This is a genomic window from Chryseobacterium sp. SG20098, assembly GCF_031844745.1.
In the GTDB taxonomy this organism is placed as follows: Bacteria; Bacteroidota; Bacteroidia; order Flavobacteriales; family Weeksellaceae; genus Chryseobacterium; species Chryseobacterium cucumeris.
On the sequence record NZ_CP134622.1, the window covers coordinates 2,219,901 to 2,237,283 of the forward strand.

The following is a 17,383-nucleotide window of genomic DNA, read 5'->3' on the forward strand; positions in this document are numbered from 1 at the left end:
GTAAATAGTAACCCAAGTATTTGACAGTTTCTCCCAGAAGCCCGCAGGCAAAACCACAACACACCCACAGCACCACAAACTGTTTACCATAGCTACCCGACTGGTTGGATTTGGAAGAATTAGAGATGTATTAGAGTGTGATATATTAAGAGAATAATTGTAGTATATATAGGTACTATGTAGCAGATTCTCTACAAACCCCTGTATTCATCATGGTTTACAGAGACTATCTATAGAGCTTGGAACAATCATAGAAAAGTGATATATTTGTGCGAAATGATTTTTTTCATCATTTGTGTTTTTTTAAGTCTCTCTACTTCGAGGGACTTTTTTTGTTTTGGGGTAAATAGGAAGATATAATATTGGCAAAACTTCGTAAAAGATAAACGTTTATTTGATACCCCACACAAACCACAGAGACAGCCTACAGCTACTATCCTGTCTTTAAAACATAGTTTTTCAGCGGCCGCCTCTCATAAAAAAGATTCTGCAAACTATCCACACCCACCCGAATAACTGTCACTCATGTATTTTCCAGCTATCTATCTACTACCAGCATATAGGGACAATATACCAGCATATAGTATTATTATATACCATTATATGTTAGTAGAATCTCTGTCAAACCCTTCTATCAGGTCGATAGCAGATTTCGCACACTTGGATAAAAACTGAGTGTAATCACAGCATCTCAAATAAGGCTTATTTTAACACTTTATACACAAAACAACATACAATACCAAACTAGAAAGAAACTCGAAATTTAAGCACTTAAAACACCTGTATCGAAGTGCTAGATATAAACCAACATTCAGTTTTTACCACAAACATCAAATAAACCTGTTTAATCTGTTTTTAAACTCAAATAAAGGGATAACACCAAAACAAAAAGATAATTGAAATTTGAGGCATTTATGACGATGTATGAGGGTGTTTCATCTCAATACTATTATACATCCCAAAAGTTGGTGCAAAATTCACACAAATTCCTCTTAAAAGGAATCATTTTGATTCTAGGATTTCAGCAGACAGTATAATTACATACTCCCGCACTCACCGTTGTATCTAACCAGAAAAAACAAACTGTCACATAATTACAAAAATTCTTATATTAGCACCTCAAATTTTATCGAATAACGAAAAAGCGTTAATAAATTATTCTGTTACTGGAATCTGGTAAATTCAAAATGTGATGCAGAATGATAAGTTGAACGCTCACGTCCATATTATACGGGACGTGGGTTTCTCTTATTTACATCACAGGTTTACCAGAACCTCAGTAATAAATAAGAATTACGAGCCTGCGTCCTTTTTCTATTATATAACCCAAATAAACCACACTTTTAGGCTCGGAGTGATATAAAATCACAATGAAAAAACTTTTATTATCAGGAGTACTGATACTACTAAGCACATTATGCTTTTCCCAAAACTATTATTTCTCACACAGAAAAGAAAGTATAAAGTACACGGACAGTTACGGACAAACCCAATACAAAACCATTGCAGATGAAACCTCTAACTATAAGTTTTACTTTGAACTGTCAGCAGACGGAAGAGGAACACAGCTTTTTACAGTTTATAACAACAGCCAGGAAGCTTATTGGGCAGCTGAAATAAAAAAAACAGGCTACAAGGAGATTTCAGGTACTATTTTTAAACAATCTTTGTACTACAACACCAATTCTAAGGAAAACATCTACGTGTTTGTCTCGCAGGATTACAAAAAAATCATTGTAATGTCAAACGATGGAATAGCTGAATATTATTAGTATGGAAAAGAAAACTATTCAGGTTGACAAAAACATTCCTAAATCAGTGTTGATAGGTTTTGTATTGGCGTTTCTGACTGTTTTTACAGTAGAGCATTTTAGTAAATTTTCCTATATCCCGAATCTAAGCAATCCCACAATAGATTACGGACATAGGGTTGTTATCAGCGGAACGTATGACACCCGCACAATACCTGTTGGTGCATTGTATCAAACTACGCCATTCGGAACAAAGATAGATTTACCTACAAACGGAATGATGTGTAGTGAGCTACTGTATGATTCTGAGTTCAAGAGCTACTCTAATAAAGGCGTGTTATACGCAAAATCCGTTTTTAATGATTACAAATATCTCCTGCTATTTTGGGTAGCATACACACTAATCGTCTTGTTTTTCAAGAGATACCGTCTAAAGGTTTTGATTCTGATTCTGCCAATGTTTGGTATGAGTTGCGAAAACAAGACTGTGCAGGAAAAAGCTTCAATTAGCCCAATACAAGCCGATACAACCATTCAGTATACCCCACCGACTGTAAGCCTGCCCAGCCCAGAAACAATGCAAAAAAGATACTCTTTTGTAGTTTTTGAAGGAGAGAGTTTCTTTTCACACGAGGGGCAAAAGATAGTGACAACAGGAATATTTGAAACAGAGGCATTTTTGGACAAGGATAAAGAATACCAACTCATGGACGAAGCCCAGCAAAAAGCCATGATTAATCTAGAGCTAAAAAACGTTGAAAAAAGATATATCCTGAATTTTGGCAGTTATGCAGAAGCCAGCAAGAAAAGAGAAGCCTTACTTGGCATCAATCAAAGCAACGAAACAACTGCTAATGATAGAGAGCAGTCATATCAGCAGTATATCGTAATCCAACCCAAAGCATATTTCCACCAAGCACCAAATCAAAATACCAGAAAAGACACGTATTTATTGTATGGAGCAAAAATATTCGTATCAAATGAAACCCAATATTTTGTATACACCACCTTTACCAATACTGATGGAATAACTAGTAAAGGCTGGATTATTAAAACAGACATTGAAATATATTAAATTATGAAAAAGAACGCAAAAAGCATGCTTTTTACAGCATTATCGCTAACAACAATGCTATTAGTATCCGTAAACTGTTCTAACAGCAGTAATGATGAAGACAACACTACACCCAACAATCAACAGCCTGCAACAACTCAATATTTTCATCCGCCAACGTGGATTCAGGGAACTTGGGGAGTAACTAATGGAACAACTTCAAACAAGTTATACAGATTTACATCTGATGATGTCGTTACAATTACAGGTACATCAGAACTAAGTTTGACAGGAACTATCAAAGCACATCCGTACGGTGGCAGTGTAGATGAAACTGTTAACACTACTACGCAGTATAACTTTACGGTAAAATATAATATGTCACCAACAACACAGAATTTTGAGTTCAGAAAAATATCAGCAACTCAGATACAGTGGAAAAGCTATGGAACTTGGTTTGATTTGGTAAAAATGTAATAAAAAACAAAGCCTTGACCTTATTGGTTGAGGCTTGTGCTTTTGTCTCTGCAAATACCTATGAACAGAGGGGCTGACAAAGAATCTGCTACATAGCATTACAATTAAGCACACTATAATCATAAGACATCCTTATCATATTCTCAATCTAAACACAGTAATTTAAGAAAAAATATAATTTCAATAGTTAATTTAGCTTATTTAAGATTCTCTAATTTATTTATAATATCCTGCCTGTATAATTCGTTAAAAACTTCATTATATACATCTTTTAATCGAGAGCTATTATCAAATTGTTTAAGTGCTTCTTTATAATAATACCTAGCAGAGTCCTTTTGATTTAGTTTTTCAAATACTTCACCTTTATGAAAAAATGCTTCTGAAAATTTAAAATGCCCTTTAAGAGATTTGTTATACTGTGTAATAGCTTCATCATTGAGATTTAATTTTTCTAATAATGTACCATAATTTACATATACAATGGGATTTAAGGGTAATGATGAAGTATCACTAGTTTTAAAAAAGACATTATAATATTCTTTTGATTTATTATAATTTTCAAGACCTTGATAAGCAGTAGCAAGCAAATAATTAATATTTTCTCCTTGAACAATATTAACTGTATTTGGCTTCAATTTACTTAATCTTTCAAAATCAATTATTGCTCCTTTATAATCTTTAAGCTTGTTTAACTTCATCCATCCCCTATATCCCAAATGTTCTTTTGGGTTTAGAGAAACTGCTTTATCAAGGAGTTTAAAACCTTCGTGATATAGACCTCTTTTATTAAAAGCTACTGATTGCTCATGATATACATCTGAATAGTCGGGAAATTGTTTAGCTAAGACCTTAAACATAAATTGAGAAAAGTATGTTCCTTGTAAATCCTCCGCAATTTTAAACCTCTTATTCTTATTTAGAAAAAAAACTAAGTATATTGACAAGCCAATTATAATCGTAAATACAATTAATAATAACGTCTTTAAAATAAATTTTATTCTAAAATATATCTGTGACTTTTCCATTTTCAACTTTAAAAGTTATTTGATAATATGAATCAACATTTGCATTGTCAATTTCACCTATTTGCCAATTTTTTAAAGAACGAATAATATTTAAGATATATTTCTCTTCTTTGCTATCTAGTTTTATATTATTATAATTTTTATCAATACAGAAGAATCTAAATCTATCAGTAATTCCTTGTGAATTAACAATAAACCTAGTTACAATCCATCCTTGATTTAAGGTTTTAGATTCTATTTTCTTAGATAATAAAATATCTTTAATTTCTTTTCTATCACCCTTATATTTTGCTCCAGATTGGTAATATTGATAAACTTTACCTTTTGTTTTAAAACTTGGATTATCATTATTATCTTTTGTAATATCTCCCACCTCATTTTTAAGACCAAAATATAATAAAATTGAAAGAAGTATACAGACTATAAAAGTAAAAAGGAGAAATCTATTTAGTATTTTCATAATATACTTTTAATTTTATCGACATATATTTCTTTTGTAAGGCCCATTAAAACAACATCTATTCCATCTTTAGCATATTTTTCTGCCAAGATTGCTGACAAATCTTGTTCATTACTCTTCTCTATGACTCCTTCTGCATAAAGTTTGTTTTTCACTATATCCAGTCTTTTTTGGTTTTCATTCAAAGAAAAATTTAACCAATAATTTCTTAATGATTTTAAAGTATCTATAATTTCTTTATTATTTAACGCTAGTGCGTCTAAAAAAGGTATTAGGTACGCGTTTATCGATTTATCAATAGCCTCTTGATTTGCTATTATTTTTCTATTCTCAATGAAAAAATTTATTGGATAATAATTTTCTAGAATTGCTTCTTCCCCCATTTCGATTAATCTTTTAGAAATAATAGATTTTAGAGAGCTAAATAATATTTCTTCTTGTTTTTCTATATAGTCAATATTCTCAATAGGATTATCTACTAATCTTAAAACTTTATTGTCATAGATAGTGTTTAAAGGTCTGTTAGATAAAATGGTGAATCCCCTATCTTTCAATTGTTGTATAGAAATATTCTGAAATTCATCAACTTTAAATAATGAATTTTGTTCAATAATATTATATGGAAATTGTAGAACTTTGAAGTGAGGATATCTTTCCAATGTTTCTAAAATATCCTTTAATGGTAATAAATTTAATGAATTTGAACTAACACCATAACATCTAATTTTCTTTTCTCTGACTTTTTGCTCTAAGAATGAGAATGAATTGAACAAAATATTTTTTGATTGTTCCTTTGACAATTTTTCGTAACAATATTCTGGATTGTGAAGCAAATAGCAATCAATATAGTTTGTATTTAATCTTTTCAAAGATTTTTCTAACTGAAATGAAATAAAATCTGATTCTATTGAATAAAGAAAGTTTTCATTTATCTCAATATGGTTTAAATTTTTCTTTCTAACATCATTAATATCATCACCTTGAATATAGCCAGCCTTTGAAACGATAAAAACCGAATCCCTAATATTTTCATCGATAATTTTTCCAATTAGTAATTCAGATTTTCCAAAGTTATAGTTGGAAGCGGTATCAATAATGTTAATACCTGATAGAATTGAATAACGAATTGCATTTTCATTTTCTAAATCATCAACATTCATTCTATAAGTACCAATTCCTATTTTTGAAAGTTCATTAATTTTCACCATGTTAGTGTATATTTGCAGTAAAATTAAATTTTTTATTTTTAATGGCTTTAAAAAAACACAAATTCCCATTTTATAAACAATTTGACAGAACGGACTGCGGTCCTACATGCTTGAGGATGTTGGCGAAGTATTATGGAAAAGTATATTCGCCAGAATATCTTAGAGAACTTTGTAATATTACTACAGAAGGTGTTTCTGCAATGGGAATTACTGATGCTTCAGAGAAGATTGGTTTTAAAACCTTAGTTGCAAGTATTGATTATGAAACCTTAGCAAAACAAGCCCCTTTGCCTTGTATAGTACATTGGAGGCAAAGGCATTTTCTTATTGTTTATAAGATTGAAAAAGATAAAATATATGTTGCAGACCCTGATTATGGACATATAGTTTATAAAAAGGATAAATTTATAGAAGGATGGCAAAATACAAGATATCTTAACAATTCTGATGAAGGCTTGGTAATTTTGCTTGAGCCTAGTTCTGAGTTTCATGAGATTGAAGAAGAAAAAAAAGAAAAAAAAGGTTTTTCATCTTTATTGCCTTATGTTAAGCCATATAAAAAATACGCATTTCAAATTGCTATAGGGTTAAGTATTATCAGTATAATCCAACTTATACTTCCTTTTTTAACACAATCTATTGTTGATAAAGGAATTAATTATCGAGAATTAAACTTTGTAATTCTAGTCTTAGTAGCACAAATTACATTATTTTTTTCTCAATCATTTGTAAGTTTTGTTCAAAATTGGTTACTTCTATATCTTGGTTCAAGGATTAACTTAACAATTGCTTCCGAATTTCTCATAAAATTGATGAAGCTACCAATATCATACTTTGACTCAAAAATACAAGGAGATATTTTACAAAGATTGCAGGATTCAGATAGATTAGAAAGATTTTTAACTACTTCTCCCACAACAATATTTTCATTAGTAAATATGCTCATATTTATGGGAATATTACTATACTATAATTTTATCATTTTTAGTATTTTTTTGGTAGGAGCAACTTTATATATTATTTGGATTTTGTTTTTCATGAAGCGAAGAGCTGAGCTTGACTATAAAAGATTTGATGAATCTTCTGGAAATTCGAGTAGTTTATTACAAATAATAAATGGTATTCGAGAGATAAAAATTAATGGTTCTGAAAAAAGAAGAAGATGGGGATGGGAAGAAATGAGAATCAAGCTTTATAAAATCTCTATTGAATCGTTAAAATTGGCACAACTACAAATGATTGGAGCTAGTTCCATTAATGAAATTAAAAACATATTAATATCATTTACTGCAGCTTACTCTGTTATAAAGGGAGATATGACGTTAGGAATGATGCTAGCTGTACAATATATTATAGGTCAGTTAAATAATCCGCTTATTTCATTAGTTCAGTTTTTTAGAGAAGCACAGGACGCTAAAATTAGTCTCGCAAGAATGAATGAAATTAAGGAAATAAAAGATGAATATCAAGTACAAGAGCTAAACCACGAACTTCCAAAAAATCATACTATCAATATTCAAAACTTATCTTTCAGATATGGTGGGAAAAACTCTAAAATGATTTTGGAAGATATTAGTTTAAAAATTCCTCAAGGAAAAATCACAGCAATTGTCGGAGAAAGTGGAAGTGGCAAAACAACTTTACTTAAATTACTGTTAAAGCTTTATAAACAAACCGAGGGAAAAATAGAAATAGGAGGAATTGAAATAAATAATTTAGATACTAGAGAATGGAGGGGAGCATGTGGTGTTGTAATGCAGGATGGGTATATTTTTACCGATACTATTGCTAGAAATATTACAGAATCTCAATCAGAATGGATGTTGGATAAATCAAGATTACTGAATGCTGTAAGAATTGCCAATATTGAAGAAATGATTGAAAATTTTCCTACGGGATATAATACAAGAATAGGACCAGCAGGAACCAGTGGAATAAATTTGAGTGGAGGACAAATACAAAGAACTTTAATTGCAAGAGCCGTTTATAAAAATCCTCAGTATTTATTTTTTGATGAAGCTACAAGCGCTTTAGATGCAAACAATGAAAAAATAATAATGGAAAACTTGAATAATTTTTTTGCAGGAAAAACGGTTATTGTAATAGCTCACAGACTTAGTACAGTAAAGAATGCTGATAATATAATAGTATTAGGAAAGGGAAAAATAATAGAACAAGGAACACATACAGAACTTGTTGCAAATAAAGGAGCATACTTTGAACTTGTAAAAAACCAACTAGAACTATCAAATTAGAATGAAAAGTAAGATTGATTTATTAGATGAGCAAAGTGATTTTTCAAAAGAAATTTTAGAAAAAACTCCATCATGGATTATCACCTGGGGAAATTCCATATTTTTTATTTTCATTATCGTTTTATTATTGATTTCATGGATGATAAGATACCCTGATGTGGTAGCAACTCAGGTAGATGTTACTTCTGAAAACCCTCCCATATATATTGTTTCCAGGGCAAACGGTAAAATTAATGAACTTACAGTTCAAGATGGAAATAATATACAAAAAGGTAAATGGCTTGCGGTAATTGAGAATCCTGCAAAAACTAAGGATGTAAAAATAATAGATTCAATAGTTAATAATATCTCTAATATACAGACTATAATAATTCCATTGGGTTTAAAGTTAGGAGAAATTCAACCATATTATAATGAGCTAATTAAAGCGCAAAGTCAGTATAAATATTTTAATACATTTAATCCACAGATTGTAGGTATTAGCTCAAATCAAGACAGGATTAAGAAGGTTAGTAATGCCCAAAATGATTTTCATAATCAAAGAAGTATTGCATTTAGAGAATATGAGGTTAAAAAGAAAGAATATGGAAGAAATAAAGAACTTTTTGAGCAGGGAGTAATTTCAAAAAATGAATATGAAAAAAGTCAAATTGAGTTACTTCAGACAGAAAATAGATACAAAAGCTATAATTCAAATATTTCTAATTTGGAAAGTGATAAAAGTATTATCCAGAAAGAAAATATTGATTTGAATTTGCAGAAAGAAAATCAAAAAATAGAACTTACAACTAATTTAGAAAATGCAATACAAGAGCTTAAAGCTCAAATAATTTCTTGGAAAAATAAATATCTCATTCAATCCCCAATTGATGGGAGGATAAACTTTTTTGATATTTGGCAAAATGAACAATATGTTAAGAATGAGCAATCCCTATTTTCAGTTGTACCAACAAAAAATACAGGAAAATATTTTGCCAGAGCTAAAATGCCAGTTGACAGAGCTGGAAAAGTTAAGGTAGGACAAAAAGTCAATATAAAATTATTAAACTACCCATTTGAGGAGTTTGGTGTTTTAGAAGGGAAAGTAACCAAAGTAACAAATGTAACTAATGAAAATGTTTATTATGTCATTGTAGGGTTAAACCATGGTCTAATTACAACTTACAATAAAAAAATAACACCAAATAATCTTACAGGACAAGCAGAAATAGTCACAGATGATATAAACTTGCTTCAAAGATTTATATATACATTAATACGAAATTTTAAACAACGATAATGATGAATTTTTATAACAATTTTGACAATTGTCAAGAAGCAGTTATAGACTCTTTAAAGCTTCTTCTTTACCAAAGGCATGAGAATATTTTTGATAGGATAGATTTTGAAAATGATGCAATTTATCAAGAACCATTACTATTTGCCTACATTACTCAATCGAATGATGATTGGTTAGATTCAATTATTTATGGATATGAGAAAATACCAAAAGATAAAATATCTGTATTTTCAAATAATAAAGGTATAATATATATACCTCAAATAGGATATTTTTATACAGATAGATTTTCTCAAAAACTGTACTTAGAAAAAAACAATGAAAATTTTATCATAAAAGATGATAACAACTTTGAAGTATTTTTCAAGTTTGAACCTTTATTTTTTTTGGATGAGAACATTGAATTGATAAAAACTCAGTATCCACTTCTTGAAAGCTTATTTAAAAATAATTCTGAAACAGTTGTGGATGTTAAAATAGATGAAATATATTATAAACATATCGAACATTTTAATGTAGCGTTAGAAAAAATTAAGGAAACCAGTAATGAATACTTTAACCTGATAAAAAAAGCTGTTAAAAAAGTGATAATATATAACGGTGAACCATATTCTTTCGCCGCAATACAGGCTCATAATATGATTTTCCTTAATGCAAACACAAATGATAATGAGATTTTTTTCCTAGACCATATTTTACATGAAGGTGCGCATGTGATTTTTAATACTTTAACTTACCATTCAAAAATGGACTTGTTTACAGTTCCTTTCAAAACACAATTGTCAACAATAACAAAAGATGAATCAGACCATGGAGAATTATATGGAAGATTTCATGGAATGTTTACGCAATCGAATATTAATCAATGTATGGAAATATGTATAGAAAAAAATGTTTTTGAAGGTCGGCAACATAAAGAATTACTAGGAAGGTTTTCGAGTAACATGAAAAGATTCAAGTCAGGAATTGACAAATTTAATATCTCTGGATTGTATCAAGAAGAAGGAAAAAAATGGTATAACTTTTTTTCAAAAAGATATAATGAAATTTACGATAGAAAGAAAGATTTAATCAATTCATATAACGTTTCAAATCAGCCATATGTATTTTCCTATGAAGTTTTTGATAAAACTAATCCTTAATCTATTCTTATTACTTTTTATGGATAATAAGTTGTCAGCGCAAAATTTAGAAAATAAATATCCAAATAATGTAGGGGATATAGAATTTGATTCAAAACTTGACAATCCTGATTTTAAAATTTGTCATCCTGAACTATCTTATCAATATTATAATTTTAATAAGGGATTTCAATACAAAGGAGAAAAGTATGAAATTTTAGAGCTTTGGAAAAAGCATAGAATAAACTCAATCTTGGAGGAATCAGGATATATTACAATAAGATTTATAGTTAATTGTGAAGGTAAAACAGGTCGGTTTAGAATTCAACAAATGAGTCAAGATTATAAAGAGCTAAAATTTAATGAAAATTTTGTTGCACACATATTAGAATTCGTAAAAAGATTAGACGGCTGGCTAATTGGAAATTACAGAGGAGAAAATGTCGATTATTATCAATATTTAACTTTTAAAGTAAATAATGGAATTGTTACAGAAATATTACCTTAGATTATTAATATATTTTTTCCCCTTTAATAATTTTTTTGTAGCACAAATCAACTGTAAGGCGATGGAAAGTGAAAAATGTAAAAAGGCGTGCGAATTGGTAAATCTCGCCGAGCAATATCAAGGTGACAAATACTCTCAGATAGCTTTTGATAAAGCGATTAAGTTATGCCCAAATTTTGATTATGCTTATAGAGAAAAATCAGTTCCATACTTAAAAAGAGGAGATTTTCTGACATGGAAAATTTTAATTGATAAAGCTGTTGAAATTAATCCTACATCTAATTTAGCTTATAGAGGCTGGTGTAATTTTCAATTTCTAAGAAATTATAAATCAGCTATTAACGATATTGAAGAATTTGAAAAAATAGTAGGCGAAAATAATGTTGGTTCATCTCAAAATGGAAATTATAATTTAGAAATTGTAAAAGCCTTATGTTATAAGGGAATTGGAGACAAATTTAAGGCAATACAGATTATAGAAAAGCAACTGGCTAAGAAAGAGTACTCTCCTATGTTATTTGATTATTATCATTTAGCAGTATTATATTATGAACTAAATAATTATGAGGTAGCAAAAAAATATTTTGAAAAACAGATAAAAAATTATGACTATTATGCAGAACCTTACTATTATTTAGCTTTAATCTGGAAATCTCAAAATAATATACAACAAGCAAATTTATTTATTGATAAGGCATTGGACTTTTATAGTAAAGGAAAAATAATGAATGACTCCTATACAAATATATCTGATAAAGTTTATCAGCAAGAGATGAAAAATCTGAAAAAAGATTTGGAAGATTAAAACTTTATTATATATTTGTGGTACATTAATTTTTAAAAATAATACAAATGAGCAGACTTACTTTAGAGCAGTTTAAGAAAGAAACTGTTAAGAACGAAAAAGACGTTAAAGAATTAGAAAAATTGACAGGTGGAATTTTAGGAGCTTGTCATACTACTAATACTAGTGGTGTAAAGCCATTTACAGATTCATTAGCAAGTGGTATTAAGAATGGTCTTAAAGATATGATTAATAGTATCTGGCCTTAATAACGTCTAACTTAAAAGTTAACTTCTCAAAACTCGTTTTTAACGAGTTTTTTATTTTAATAATCTAAAGTAAAACTATGGAAAATGCCAATTGGAAATTCTCTGGAAATATTGTTCAGGAATTTGATAACCATATATTATCTTCTGTCCCGTTATATGAGCAAGGACATACCTTAATTTCAAATCTTTCAGATTTCTTTCTATCAAATGATTCTGTTTGTTATGAGCTTGGTTGCAGTACAGGAACATTACTAAAAAAAATCGCTGACCATAATCAAAATAAAAAAATAAAATTTATCGGAGTGGAAATTGAATCCGATATGGTGAATTATGCAAATGATAAGCTTAAAGATTACGAGAATATAGAGATAATCTGTGATGACATTCTAAGTATGGATTTACAAAAATCAGATATGATTATTTCATATTATACAATACAGTTTATTAAACCCAGAGTCAGACGAATTATTTTTGATAAAATTTATGAATCTTTAAATTGGGGAGGCGCTTTTTTATTATTTGAAAAAGTCAGAGGGGCTGATGCTAGGTTTCAAGATATACTGACAGCACTGTATACTGACTTTAAAATTGAAAAAGGATTTACAAAAGAAGAAATTTTAGACAAAACTAGAAGTTTAAAAGGCATATTAGAACCGTTCTCTACTCAAGGTAATCTTGACCTTTTACATAGAGCAGGTTTTGTAGACATCATGAGTATAATGAAGTATGTTTGTTTTGAAGGATTTCTAGCTATAAAATAAATTAGTACACAATGATATACACAAAGGATTATACCGAAATTGATGGAATAAAGATTTATGTTGACGATATAAAAGAATATCTAGCAGAATCATATTTATTACTTTCAAATCATAATAAATACAATGAAATAAAACTACATAAATATATTTCCCAAGAAGATAAGAGAAAAGATTATTTTGATGCTTTAATACAAGCATACTTACATAATTACAACAATATAAGAGAGTTACTTGAAAATTTAAAGCCATATTTAGACATTGACAGTATTTTAAGTGCTAATACTAATTCAGATAATATGGTTAATACTACTTTAAAGGATTATTTATATCTACACCGAGATTGGTGTTATTATGATGAAAATGAAAAGCAAATTTCCATCACAGTTGAATCTATTCAACATAATTTACCACTTAAAATGGGTAATGCTTTGTTTTTAGGCTGTGGAATCGGTAGACTTGCTGTTGAATTTTCTAATAATTTCAACAAAATATATGCTACTGACAAGTCTTATTCAATGCTTTGGCATATTAATAAACTATTGGTAAATAAGAGTTTTGACTTTTTTGTTCCTCAAGAGAAAAATATTTATGCAATAGAGAATGTAGCTCAAAAACACAATGCATATATCTCAGAAGATGTAAAGCGGGATATTACTAGAAAAATTGATTTTTTTGTATCTGATGTATTAAACCTTCCACTAGAAGAAAAAAGTGTTGATGCTGTGTTTTCAATTTATTTTACGGATGTAATAGCACTAAAGTTATGGTTTGAGAAAATAAATAACATTATTAATGAAAATGGTTACTTCATTCATTTTGGACCTTTAGACTATTTTTTCTCTGCCGAATCTGAAATGCTTACTGCCCAAGAATTTAGATTTTTTTTTGAAGATAATGGCTATGAAACAATTACAGATGAGATTGTAGAAACGTCTCACTTAAATGATTCAAATTCTTTCACATATAAAGTGTATAGAAATTGGTTATTTATAGCAAAAAAAGAGTAATTAACATTTTCTAGTTTAATTTATTATTACACTTTGATAAGAAATAACTATAATTAACCTTGACCAAATTAAATTAGTCAAGGTTATTTTTTTAAATTGCATATTCAAACATCAAAAACACAATTATGGTAATAGCAAATGTTAATGGAAAAAGATTACGAGCAGAAGAAGCAGGTTCAGGAACTATCGGGTTATGTCCGTGGACAGGGAGAGAGGTTAAGGCTAAAGTAGGTGAAATAAGGCAATATTGGGCGTATATTGGTGGAGCTCCACAGCTGCCAGAAGGATATGAGAACGAATCTGAATGGCACTACAATTGGAAATTTCCTGTTTTAGATAATTATTGTGAGGTAATTTGTGGCGAAAACAACGAACACCGAGCAGATTTAATCGGAAATAAAGATACCGTAATTGAAATTCAGAAAAGCCCAATTGATATTAGAATAGCAAGAGACCGTACATTTTTCTATCGAAAATTTTCAAATAAACGAGTAATTTGGTTAGTTGATGCCCATGATTTTTGGAACAGCAGATTAAAAGTTGATTTTGACAGAAGAGATGGCAGAAACTATCCCATCACATGGACGAACCCCCGACGTTGGGTAGTAGAATTAGCAGGTCTGACAATATCTAATTTATTTTTAGACTTCAATACAAAATCGGATAAGCTATTACAGATGTGGATACATGACAGAACCCTGAAAGGTTCATTTATAACCAAAGAGGATTTTTTTAAAAGATACCTACATGAAAACTCAAAAGATGAGTTTAGAGAAAATCCTGCAAAAATTTTAGAAATCTGGAAAAACTATAAAGCATAATGGCGGAAGAAAAGAAAATGTGCTATATGTATGACAATGAAGCTGTTTCAATGGAACATTTTCCGCCTGCTTGTTTATTTCCTGAAATTAAGATTAGAAAATTGAAAAAATGAAAAATTTAAATAACCTTGAAAACTTAAGAAAGTTGTCCACTTTTACTGAACAACTTAATAGTATTGTTTCATCCCCTCTTATGGAGGTAACTAGAAAATTAAATGCTTATGGTAACTCAACAATATTAGATGAATTTAATAAAAGTACAAAAATAGTATTAACACCTTCCATTTATGATTTAGTTAGGAAGTTTGACCGTATATCTAATGAGCCAACACTTGCAGCCATGAAGAGTATTAATACACAGCTGCTTGATAATGAAATTTTAAAAAAAATTAATTCTATTGGCTATTGGGCACAAGTTGCCAGTATATTAGTAAATGAAACAATACAAATACCTAATAGTGAAGAAATTGAAATACTTGCACAAGAGTTAGCAAACCATGCAGAAGAATTGGATGAGAGTTCATTAGAGATATTCAATAATTTAGTTATCTCAATTAAAAACTATATTGTCAGCAATCCATCTATCAAATATTCTGGATTATTTATTTTGTTTTTGATTCAGCAAATTCTTGTTCCAATTATATTAGAAAAAATTAAAGGAGAAAGTCAAAATTCTCCCACAACAGTCCAAATTATTAACAACTATAATAATAACAATATTTTAGCAAAGGCAAATCAAAAATGTTCAATAAGAAATTATCCCAAAAATTCATCTAAGGAAATTTTCATATTACAAGAAAATGACCAAGTAGAAATTTTAAAAGATAATATAAAATGGTGTTTAGTTATAAAAACTAATACTGCTGAAACTGGTTGGATTCGAAAGGAATATTTGAATTTTAGTAGGTAAATGATTTTTCACAAATAAAAAAATGATTGGTTCTACCACAGACAGGTAAAGCCAATCATTTTGATTTTTACAGTACAAATTACTCTTTATATATAGTCCGATTTTGTCCTTTTTTACCTCCCCCTAAACTTTTCAACCCAAACCTATCTATCTACCCCTATCAAAGTTTGAAATTTAGCTAGTACAAATCCCGTAACTCAAATTTTATGTTATCTAGGTTGAATTATTTACTTTTTATATTTTCTCGCGAATTTCCTGAGTGGCGACACACACTCTATCTAAACAATTATCACAACTCATCAACAAATGTATATCTATGTTTATACCACTTCTTAGATTCTTTGAACTGCTTGATTATATTTCCAACAATTTCTTCTAAATTTTTAGTTTCAATTTTAGTTCTGTAATACAGTGGGCTATTTTCAGATAAAATAAGAAAATTTGTTGATGTAAAATCTTTAGTTGAAAACATAAAAAATTCATTTGTTCTTTTTTTGGATTCCATCAATACACTTATCCCTAAAATATTATCACAGTTCTTCATTTTTTCATAAATCAAAAAACACCAATATGAATTAATTTTGTCTTCAAGTTTAACGCTATAAACGATAGGAAGCTCAGATACTATCTCATCAGCTTCAAATTCTGTAGCCCCCTTACTTAAAAGCCATTTTCGTATATCATTATAAATATTTTTCCTTGCTTTCTTGATAGCATTAATCCCTTTCCGCCAATTGCTGGGAAAAGTCCAATAAATTTTTTCCTGTGCTTTTTTAAAAATATCTTTATTAATTGTAGCTTCAAAAGCATCGGGTACAATTACCCATTCCGAACGTGGATTTTTATAAGATTTTTGCTTTAATCGTTCCCATGTTTTATTATATATTCGAGTGCCAATATAGGTTTCATCAGTCAGAATTTTTATAATTTTTGATTTGTCCCACTGTTTGTTATTTGATGAAAATATTCTTCTTTGATTTAGATATGATGCAATTTCAGGTATGTTCAATCTTTCATTTACGAATAAATCAAATATTTTTCTTACAGTTTCTGTAGTTTCATCATTTTTCGGGGTAAAGGAAACACGCTCATTAGCTATTTGTTTATGTTCACCAGTATTAAGAATACGAATAGGTTTTTTATTTGCATCAAGTAACTGTCTAGCCATTCCGTAAACTGCCGTACCGCCTGCTGAATAGCCCTGTTGTGAAACCTTTACACAACCATAAAATACTTTCTCACTTAATTGACGACTGTACTCAGCCGCCATGTATCTCTGAATAGAAATCTCTAAACTTGAGAACAGTTGATTATTAGCATCAACAAAACCTCTTGAAACATACACTACATCTTTACCATGTTTCTTACATAAATAAACATAATGCCCTGCTTGGTCTTGGTCTTGAAATCGTCCCCAACGTGAAACATCATAAACTAATACATAATCGAAATCTGGAGCATGAACATTTTTAATCCAATTATCAAAAAGTCTTTCAAAGCCAGGACGATTTGCAAGAAGCCCACTTACCCCTTCATCAACTTCTTCATGGATAATTGTAATATTATGTTCAAGAGCAAACCGTTCAACATGGCCACGTTGAATTGTTACGGAGTTTTCCTGTTTATCTTCAGCAGAATGCCGATAATAAGCAACTCCCTTTTTATAGATTTGTTGAACAGTATTGAACATGTA

General features: G+C 29.5%; 17 protein-coding genes. 13 read left to right on the plus strand and 4 right to left on the minus strand.

Translation table 11 applies throughout. From position 1 onward, the window contains the following. The first annotated feature begins 1,370 nt into the window (after positions 1-1,370). The 3 genes from RHP76_RS10195 to RHP76_RS10205 are packed head-to-tail and all read left to right on the plus strand — an operon-like array spanning position 1,371 to position 3,282. Positions 1,371-1,772 carry a hypothetical protein gene (locus tag RHP76_RS10195; protein WP_311230099.1) on the plus strand — a complete coding sequence of 134 codons (402 nt, stop codon included), beginning with the start codon at positions 1,371-1,373 and terminating at the stop codon, positions 1,770-1,772. Between the two features lies 1 nt (position 1,773). Beyond that, a complete protein-coding gene (locus RHP76_RS10200; protein WP_311230100.1) occupies positions 1,774-2,826 on the plus strand; it encodes a hypothetical protein in 1,053 nt (350 codons plus the stop codon). A gap of 3 nt (positions 2,827-2,829) precedes the next feature. Next, positions 2,830-3,282, plus strand: a complete 453-nt coding sequence (locus tag RHP76_RS10205) for a hypothetical protein (RefSeq protein ID WP_311230101.1) — start codon at positions 2,830-2,832, stop codon at positions 3,280-3,282. Between the two features lie 197 nt (positions 3,283-3,479). Here RHP76_RS10205 and RHP76_RS10210 read toward each other — a convergent pair whose 3' ends face one another. The 3 genes from RHP76_RS10210 to RHP76_RS10220 are packed head-to-tail and all read right to left on the minus strand — an operon-like array spanning position 3,480 to position 5,975. Beyond that, positions 3,480-4,307, minus strand: coding sequence for a tetratricopeptide repeat protein (locus tag RHP76_RS10210; protein ID WP_311230102.1), 828 nt, complete (start codon positions 4,305-4,307; stop codon positions 3,480-3,482). Further along, positions 4,282-4,767, minus strand: a complete 486-nt coding sequence (locus tag RHP76_RS10215) for a hypothetical protein (RefSeq protein ID WP_311230103.1) — start codon at positions 4,765-4,767, stop codon at positions 4,282-4,284. Before RHP76_RS10215 ends, RHP76_RS10210 begins: the two co-directional genes overlap by 26 nt. After that, positions 4,764-5,975 (minus strand): aldo/keto reductase, encoded by a 1,212-nt coding sequence (locus tag RHP76_RS10220; RefSeq protein ID WP_311230104.1) that lies wholly within the window; start codon positions 5,973-5,975, stop codon positions 4,764-4,766. The genes RHP76_RS10215 and RHP76_RS10220 overlap by 4 nt, the downstream gene beginning before the upstream one ends. 41 nt (positions 5,976-6,016) lie before the next feature. Between RHP76_RS10220 and RHP76_RS10225 the strand changes: the two genes are divergently transcribed. The 10 genes from RHP76_RS10225 to RHP76_RS10270 all read left to right on the plus strand — a co-directional run bounded on the left by RHP76_RS10225 (position 6,017) and on the right by RHP76_RS10270 (position 15,690). After that, complete coding sequence (locus RHP76_RS10225; RefSeq protein ID WP_311230105.1) at positions 6,017-8,230, plus strand: peptidase domain-containing ABC transporter; 2,214 nt, start codon at positions 6,017-6,019, stop codon at positions 8,228-8,230. Position 8,231: 1 nt separating this feature from the next. Further along, on the plus strand, positions 8,232-9,509 hold the full coding sequence (locus tag RHP76_RS10230; RefSeq protein ID WP_311230106.1) for an HlyD family secretion protein: 1,278 nt from the start codon (positions 8,232-8,234) through the stop codon (positions 9,507-9,509). Further along, positions 9,509-10,651 (plus strand): hypothetical protein, encoded by a 1,143-nt coding sequence (locus RHP76_RS10235; protein ID WP_311230107.1) that lies wholly within the window; start codon positions 9,509-9,511, stop codon positions 10,649-10,651. Before RHP76_RS10230 ends, RHP76_RS10235 begins: the two co-directional genes overlap by 1 nt. Before the next feature lie 19 nt (positions 10,652-10,670). After that, positions 10,671-11,138, plus strand: coding sequence for a hypothetical protein (locus RHP76_RS10240; RefSeq protein ID WP_311230108.1), 468 nt, complete (start codon positions 10,671-10,673; stop codon positions 11,136-11,138). A gap of 61 nt (positions 11,139-11,199) precedes the next feature. Then, positions 11,200-11,943 (plus strand): tetratricopeptide repeat protein, encoded by a 744-nt coding sequence (locus RHP76_RS10245; RefSeq protein ID WP_311230109.1) that lies wholly within the window; start codon positions 11,200-11,202, stop codon positions 11,941-11,943. Positions 11,944-11,990: 47 nt separating this feature from the next. After that, a complete protein-coding gene (locus RHP76_RS10250; protein ID WP_311230110.1) occupies positions 11,991-12,191 on the plus strand; it encodes a hypothetical protein in 201 nt (66 codons plus the stop codon). Positions 12,192-12,268: 77 nt separating this feature from the next. Then, complete coding sequence (locus RHP76_RS10255; RefSeq protein ID WP_311230111.1) at positions 12,269-12,952, plus strand: methyltransferase domain-containing protein; 684 nt, start codon at positions 12,269-12,271, stop codon at positions 12,950-12,952. A gap of 11 nt (positions 12,953-12,963) precedes the next feature. Continuing rightward, entirely contained in the window at positions 12,964-13,959 is a 996-nt protein-coding gene (locus tag RHP76_RS10260; RefSeq protein WP_311230112.1) for a class I SAM-dependent methyltransferase, read from the plus strand. Between the two features lie 125 nt (positions 13,960-14,084). Then, positions 14,085-14,780 (plus strand): competence protein CoiA family protein, encoded by a 696-nt coding sequence (locus RHP76_RS10265; protein WP_311230113.1) that lies wholly within the window; start codon positions 14,085-14,087, stop codon positions 14,778-14,780. Between the two features lie 109 nt (positions 14,781-14,889). Next, the gene (locus RHP76_RS10270; protein WP_311230114.1) at positions 14,890-15,690 is read left to right on the plus strand and encodes an SH3 domain-containing protein; all 801 of its coding nucleotides are present in this window, start codon (positions 14,890-14,892) and stop codon (positions 15,688-15,690) included. A gap of 289 nt (positions 15,691-15,979) precedes the next feature. On the opposite strand, the gene RHP76_RS10275 is transcribed toward RHP76_RS10270, so the two are convergent. Beyond that, positions 15,980-17,380: a recombinase family protein gene (locus tag RHP76_RS10275; protein ID WP_311230115.1), complete on the minus strand. Its 1,401-nt coding sequence runs from the start codon at positions 17,378-17,380 to the stop codon at positions 15,980-15,982. Positions 17,381-17,383 lie beyond the last annotated feature (3 nt).

Excerpts from the sequence above, each read along its gene's own strand:
- RHP76_RS10195 (WP_311230099.1), top strand. The coding sequence starts at position 1,371 with ATGAAAAAACTTTTATTATCAGGAGTACTGATACTACTAAGCACATTA.
- RHP76_RS10200 (WP_311230100.1), top strand. The coding sequence starts at position 1,774 with ATGGAAAAGAAAACTATTCAGGTTGACAAAAACATTCCTAAATCAGTG.
- RHP76_RS10205 (WP_311230101.1), top strand. The coding sequence starts at position 2,830 with ATGAAAAAGAACGCAAAAAGCATGCTTTTTACAGCATTATCGCTAACA.
- RHP76_RS10210 (WP_311230102.1), bottom strand. The coding sequence starts at position 4,307 with ATGGAAAAGTCACAGATATATTTTAGAATAAAATTTATTTTAAAGACG.
- RHP76_RS10215 (WP_311230103.1), bottom strand. The coding sequence starts at position 4,767 with ATGAAAATACTAAATAGATTTCTCCTTTTTACTTTTATAGTCTGTATA.
- RHP76_RS10220 (WP_311230104.1), bottom strand. The coding sequence starts at position 5,975 with ATGGTGAAAATTAATGAACTTTCAAAAATAGGAATTGGTACTTATAGA.
- RHP76_RS10225 (WP_311230105.1), top strand. The coding sequence starts at position 6,017 with ATGGCTTTAAAAAAACACAAATTCCCATTTTATAAACAATTTGACAGA.
- RHP76_RS10230 (WP_311230106.1), top strand. The coding sequence starts at position 8,232 with ATGAAAAGTAAGATTGATTTATTAGATGAGCAAAGTGATTTTTCAAAA.
- RHP76_RS10235 (WP_311230107.1), top strand. The coding sequence starts at position 9,509 with ATGATGAATTTTTATAACAATTTTGACAATTGTCAAGAAGCAGTTATA.
- RHP76_RS10240 (WP_311230108.1), top strand. The coding sequence starts at position 10,671 with ATGGATAATAAGTTGTCAGCGCAAAATTTAGAAAATAAATATCCAAAT.
- RHP76_RS10245 (WP_311230109.1), top strand. The coding sequence starts at position 11,200 with ATGGAAAGTGAAAAATGTAAAAAGGCGTGCGAATTGGTAAATCTCGCC.
- RHP76_RS10250 (WP_311230110.1), top strand. The coding sequence starts at position 11,991 with ATGAGCAGACTTACTTTAGAGCAGTTTAAGAAAGAAACTGTTAAGAAC.
- RHP76_RS10255 (WP_311230111.1), top strand. The coding sequence starts at position 12,269 with ATGGAAAATGCCAATTGGAAATTCTCTGGAAATATTGTTCAGGAATTT.
- RHP76_RS10260 (WP_311230112.1), top strand. The coding sequence starts at position 12,964 with ATGATATACACAAAGGATTATACCGAAATTGATGGAATAAAGATTTAT.
- RHP76_RS10265 (WP_311230113.1), top strand. The coding sequence starts at position 14,085 with ATGGTAATAGCAAATGTTAATGGAAAAAGATTACGAGCAGAAGAAGCA.
- RHP76_RS10270 (WP_311230114.1), top strand. The coding sequence starts at position 14,890 with ATGAAAAATTTAAATAACCTTGAAAACTTAAGAAAGTTGTCCACTTTT.
- RHP76_RS10275 (WP_311230115.1), bottom strand. The coding sequence starts at position 17,380 with ATGTTCAATACTGTTCAACAAATCTATAAAAAGGGAGTTGCTTATTAT.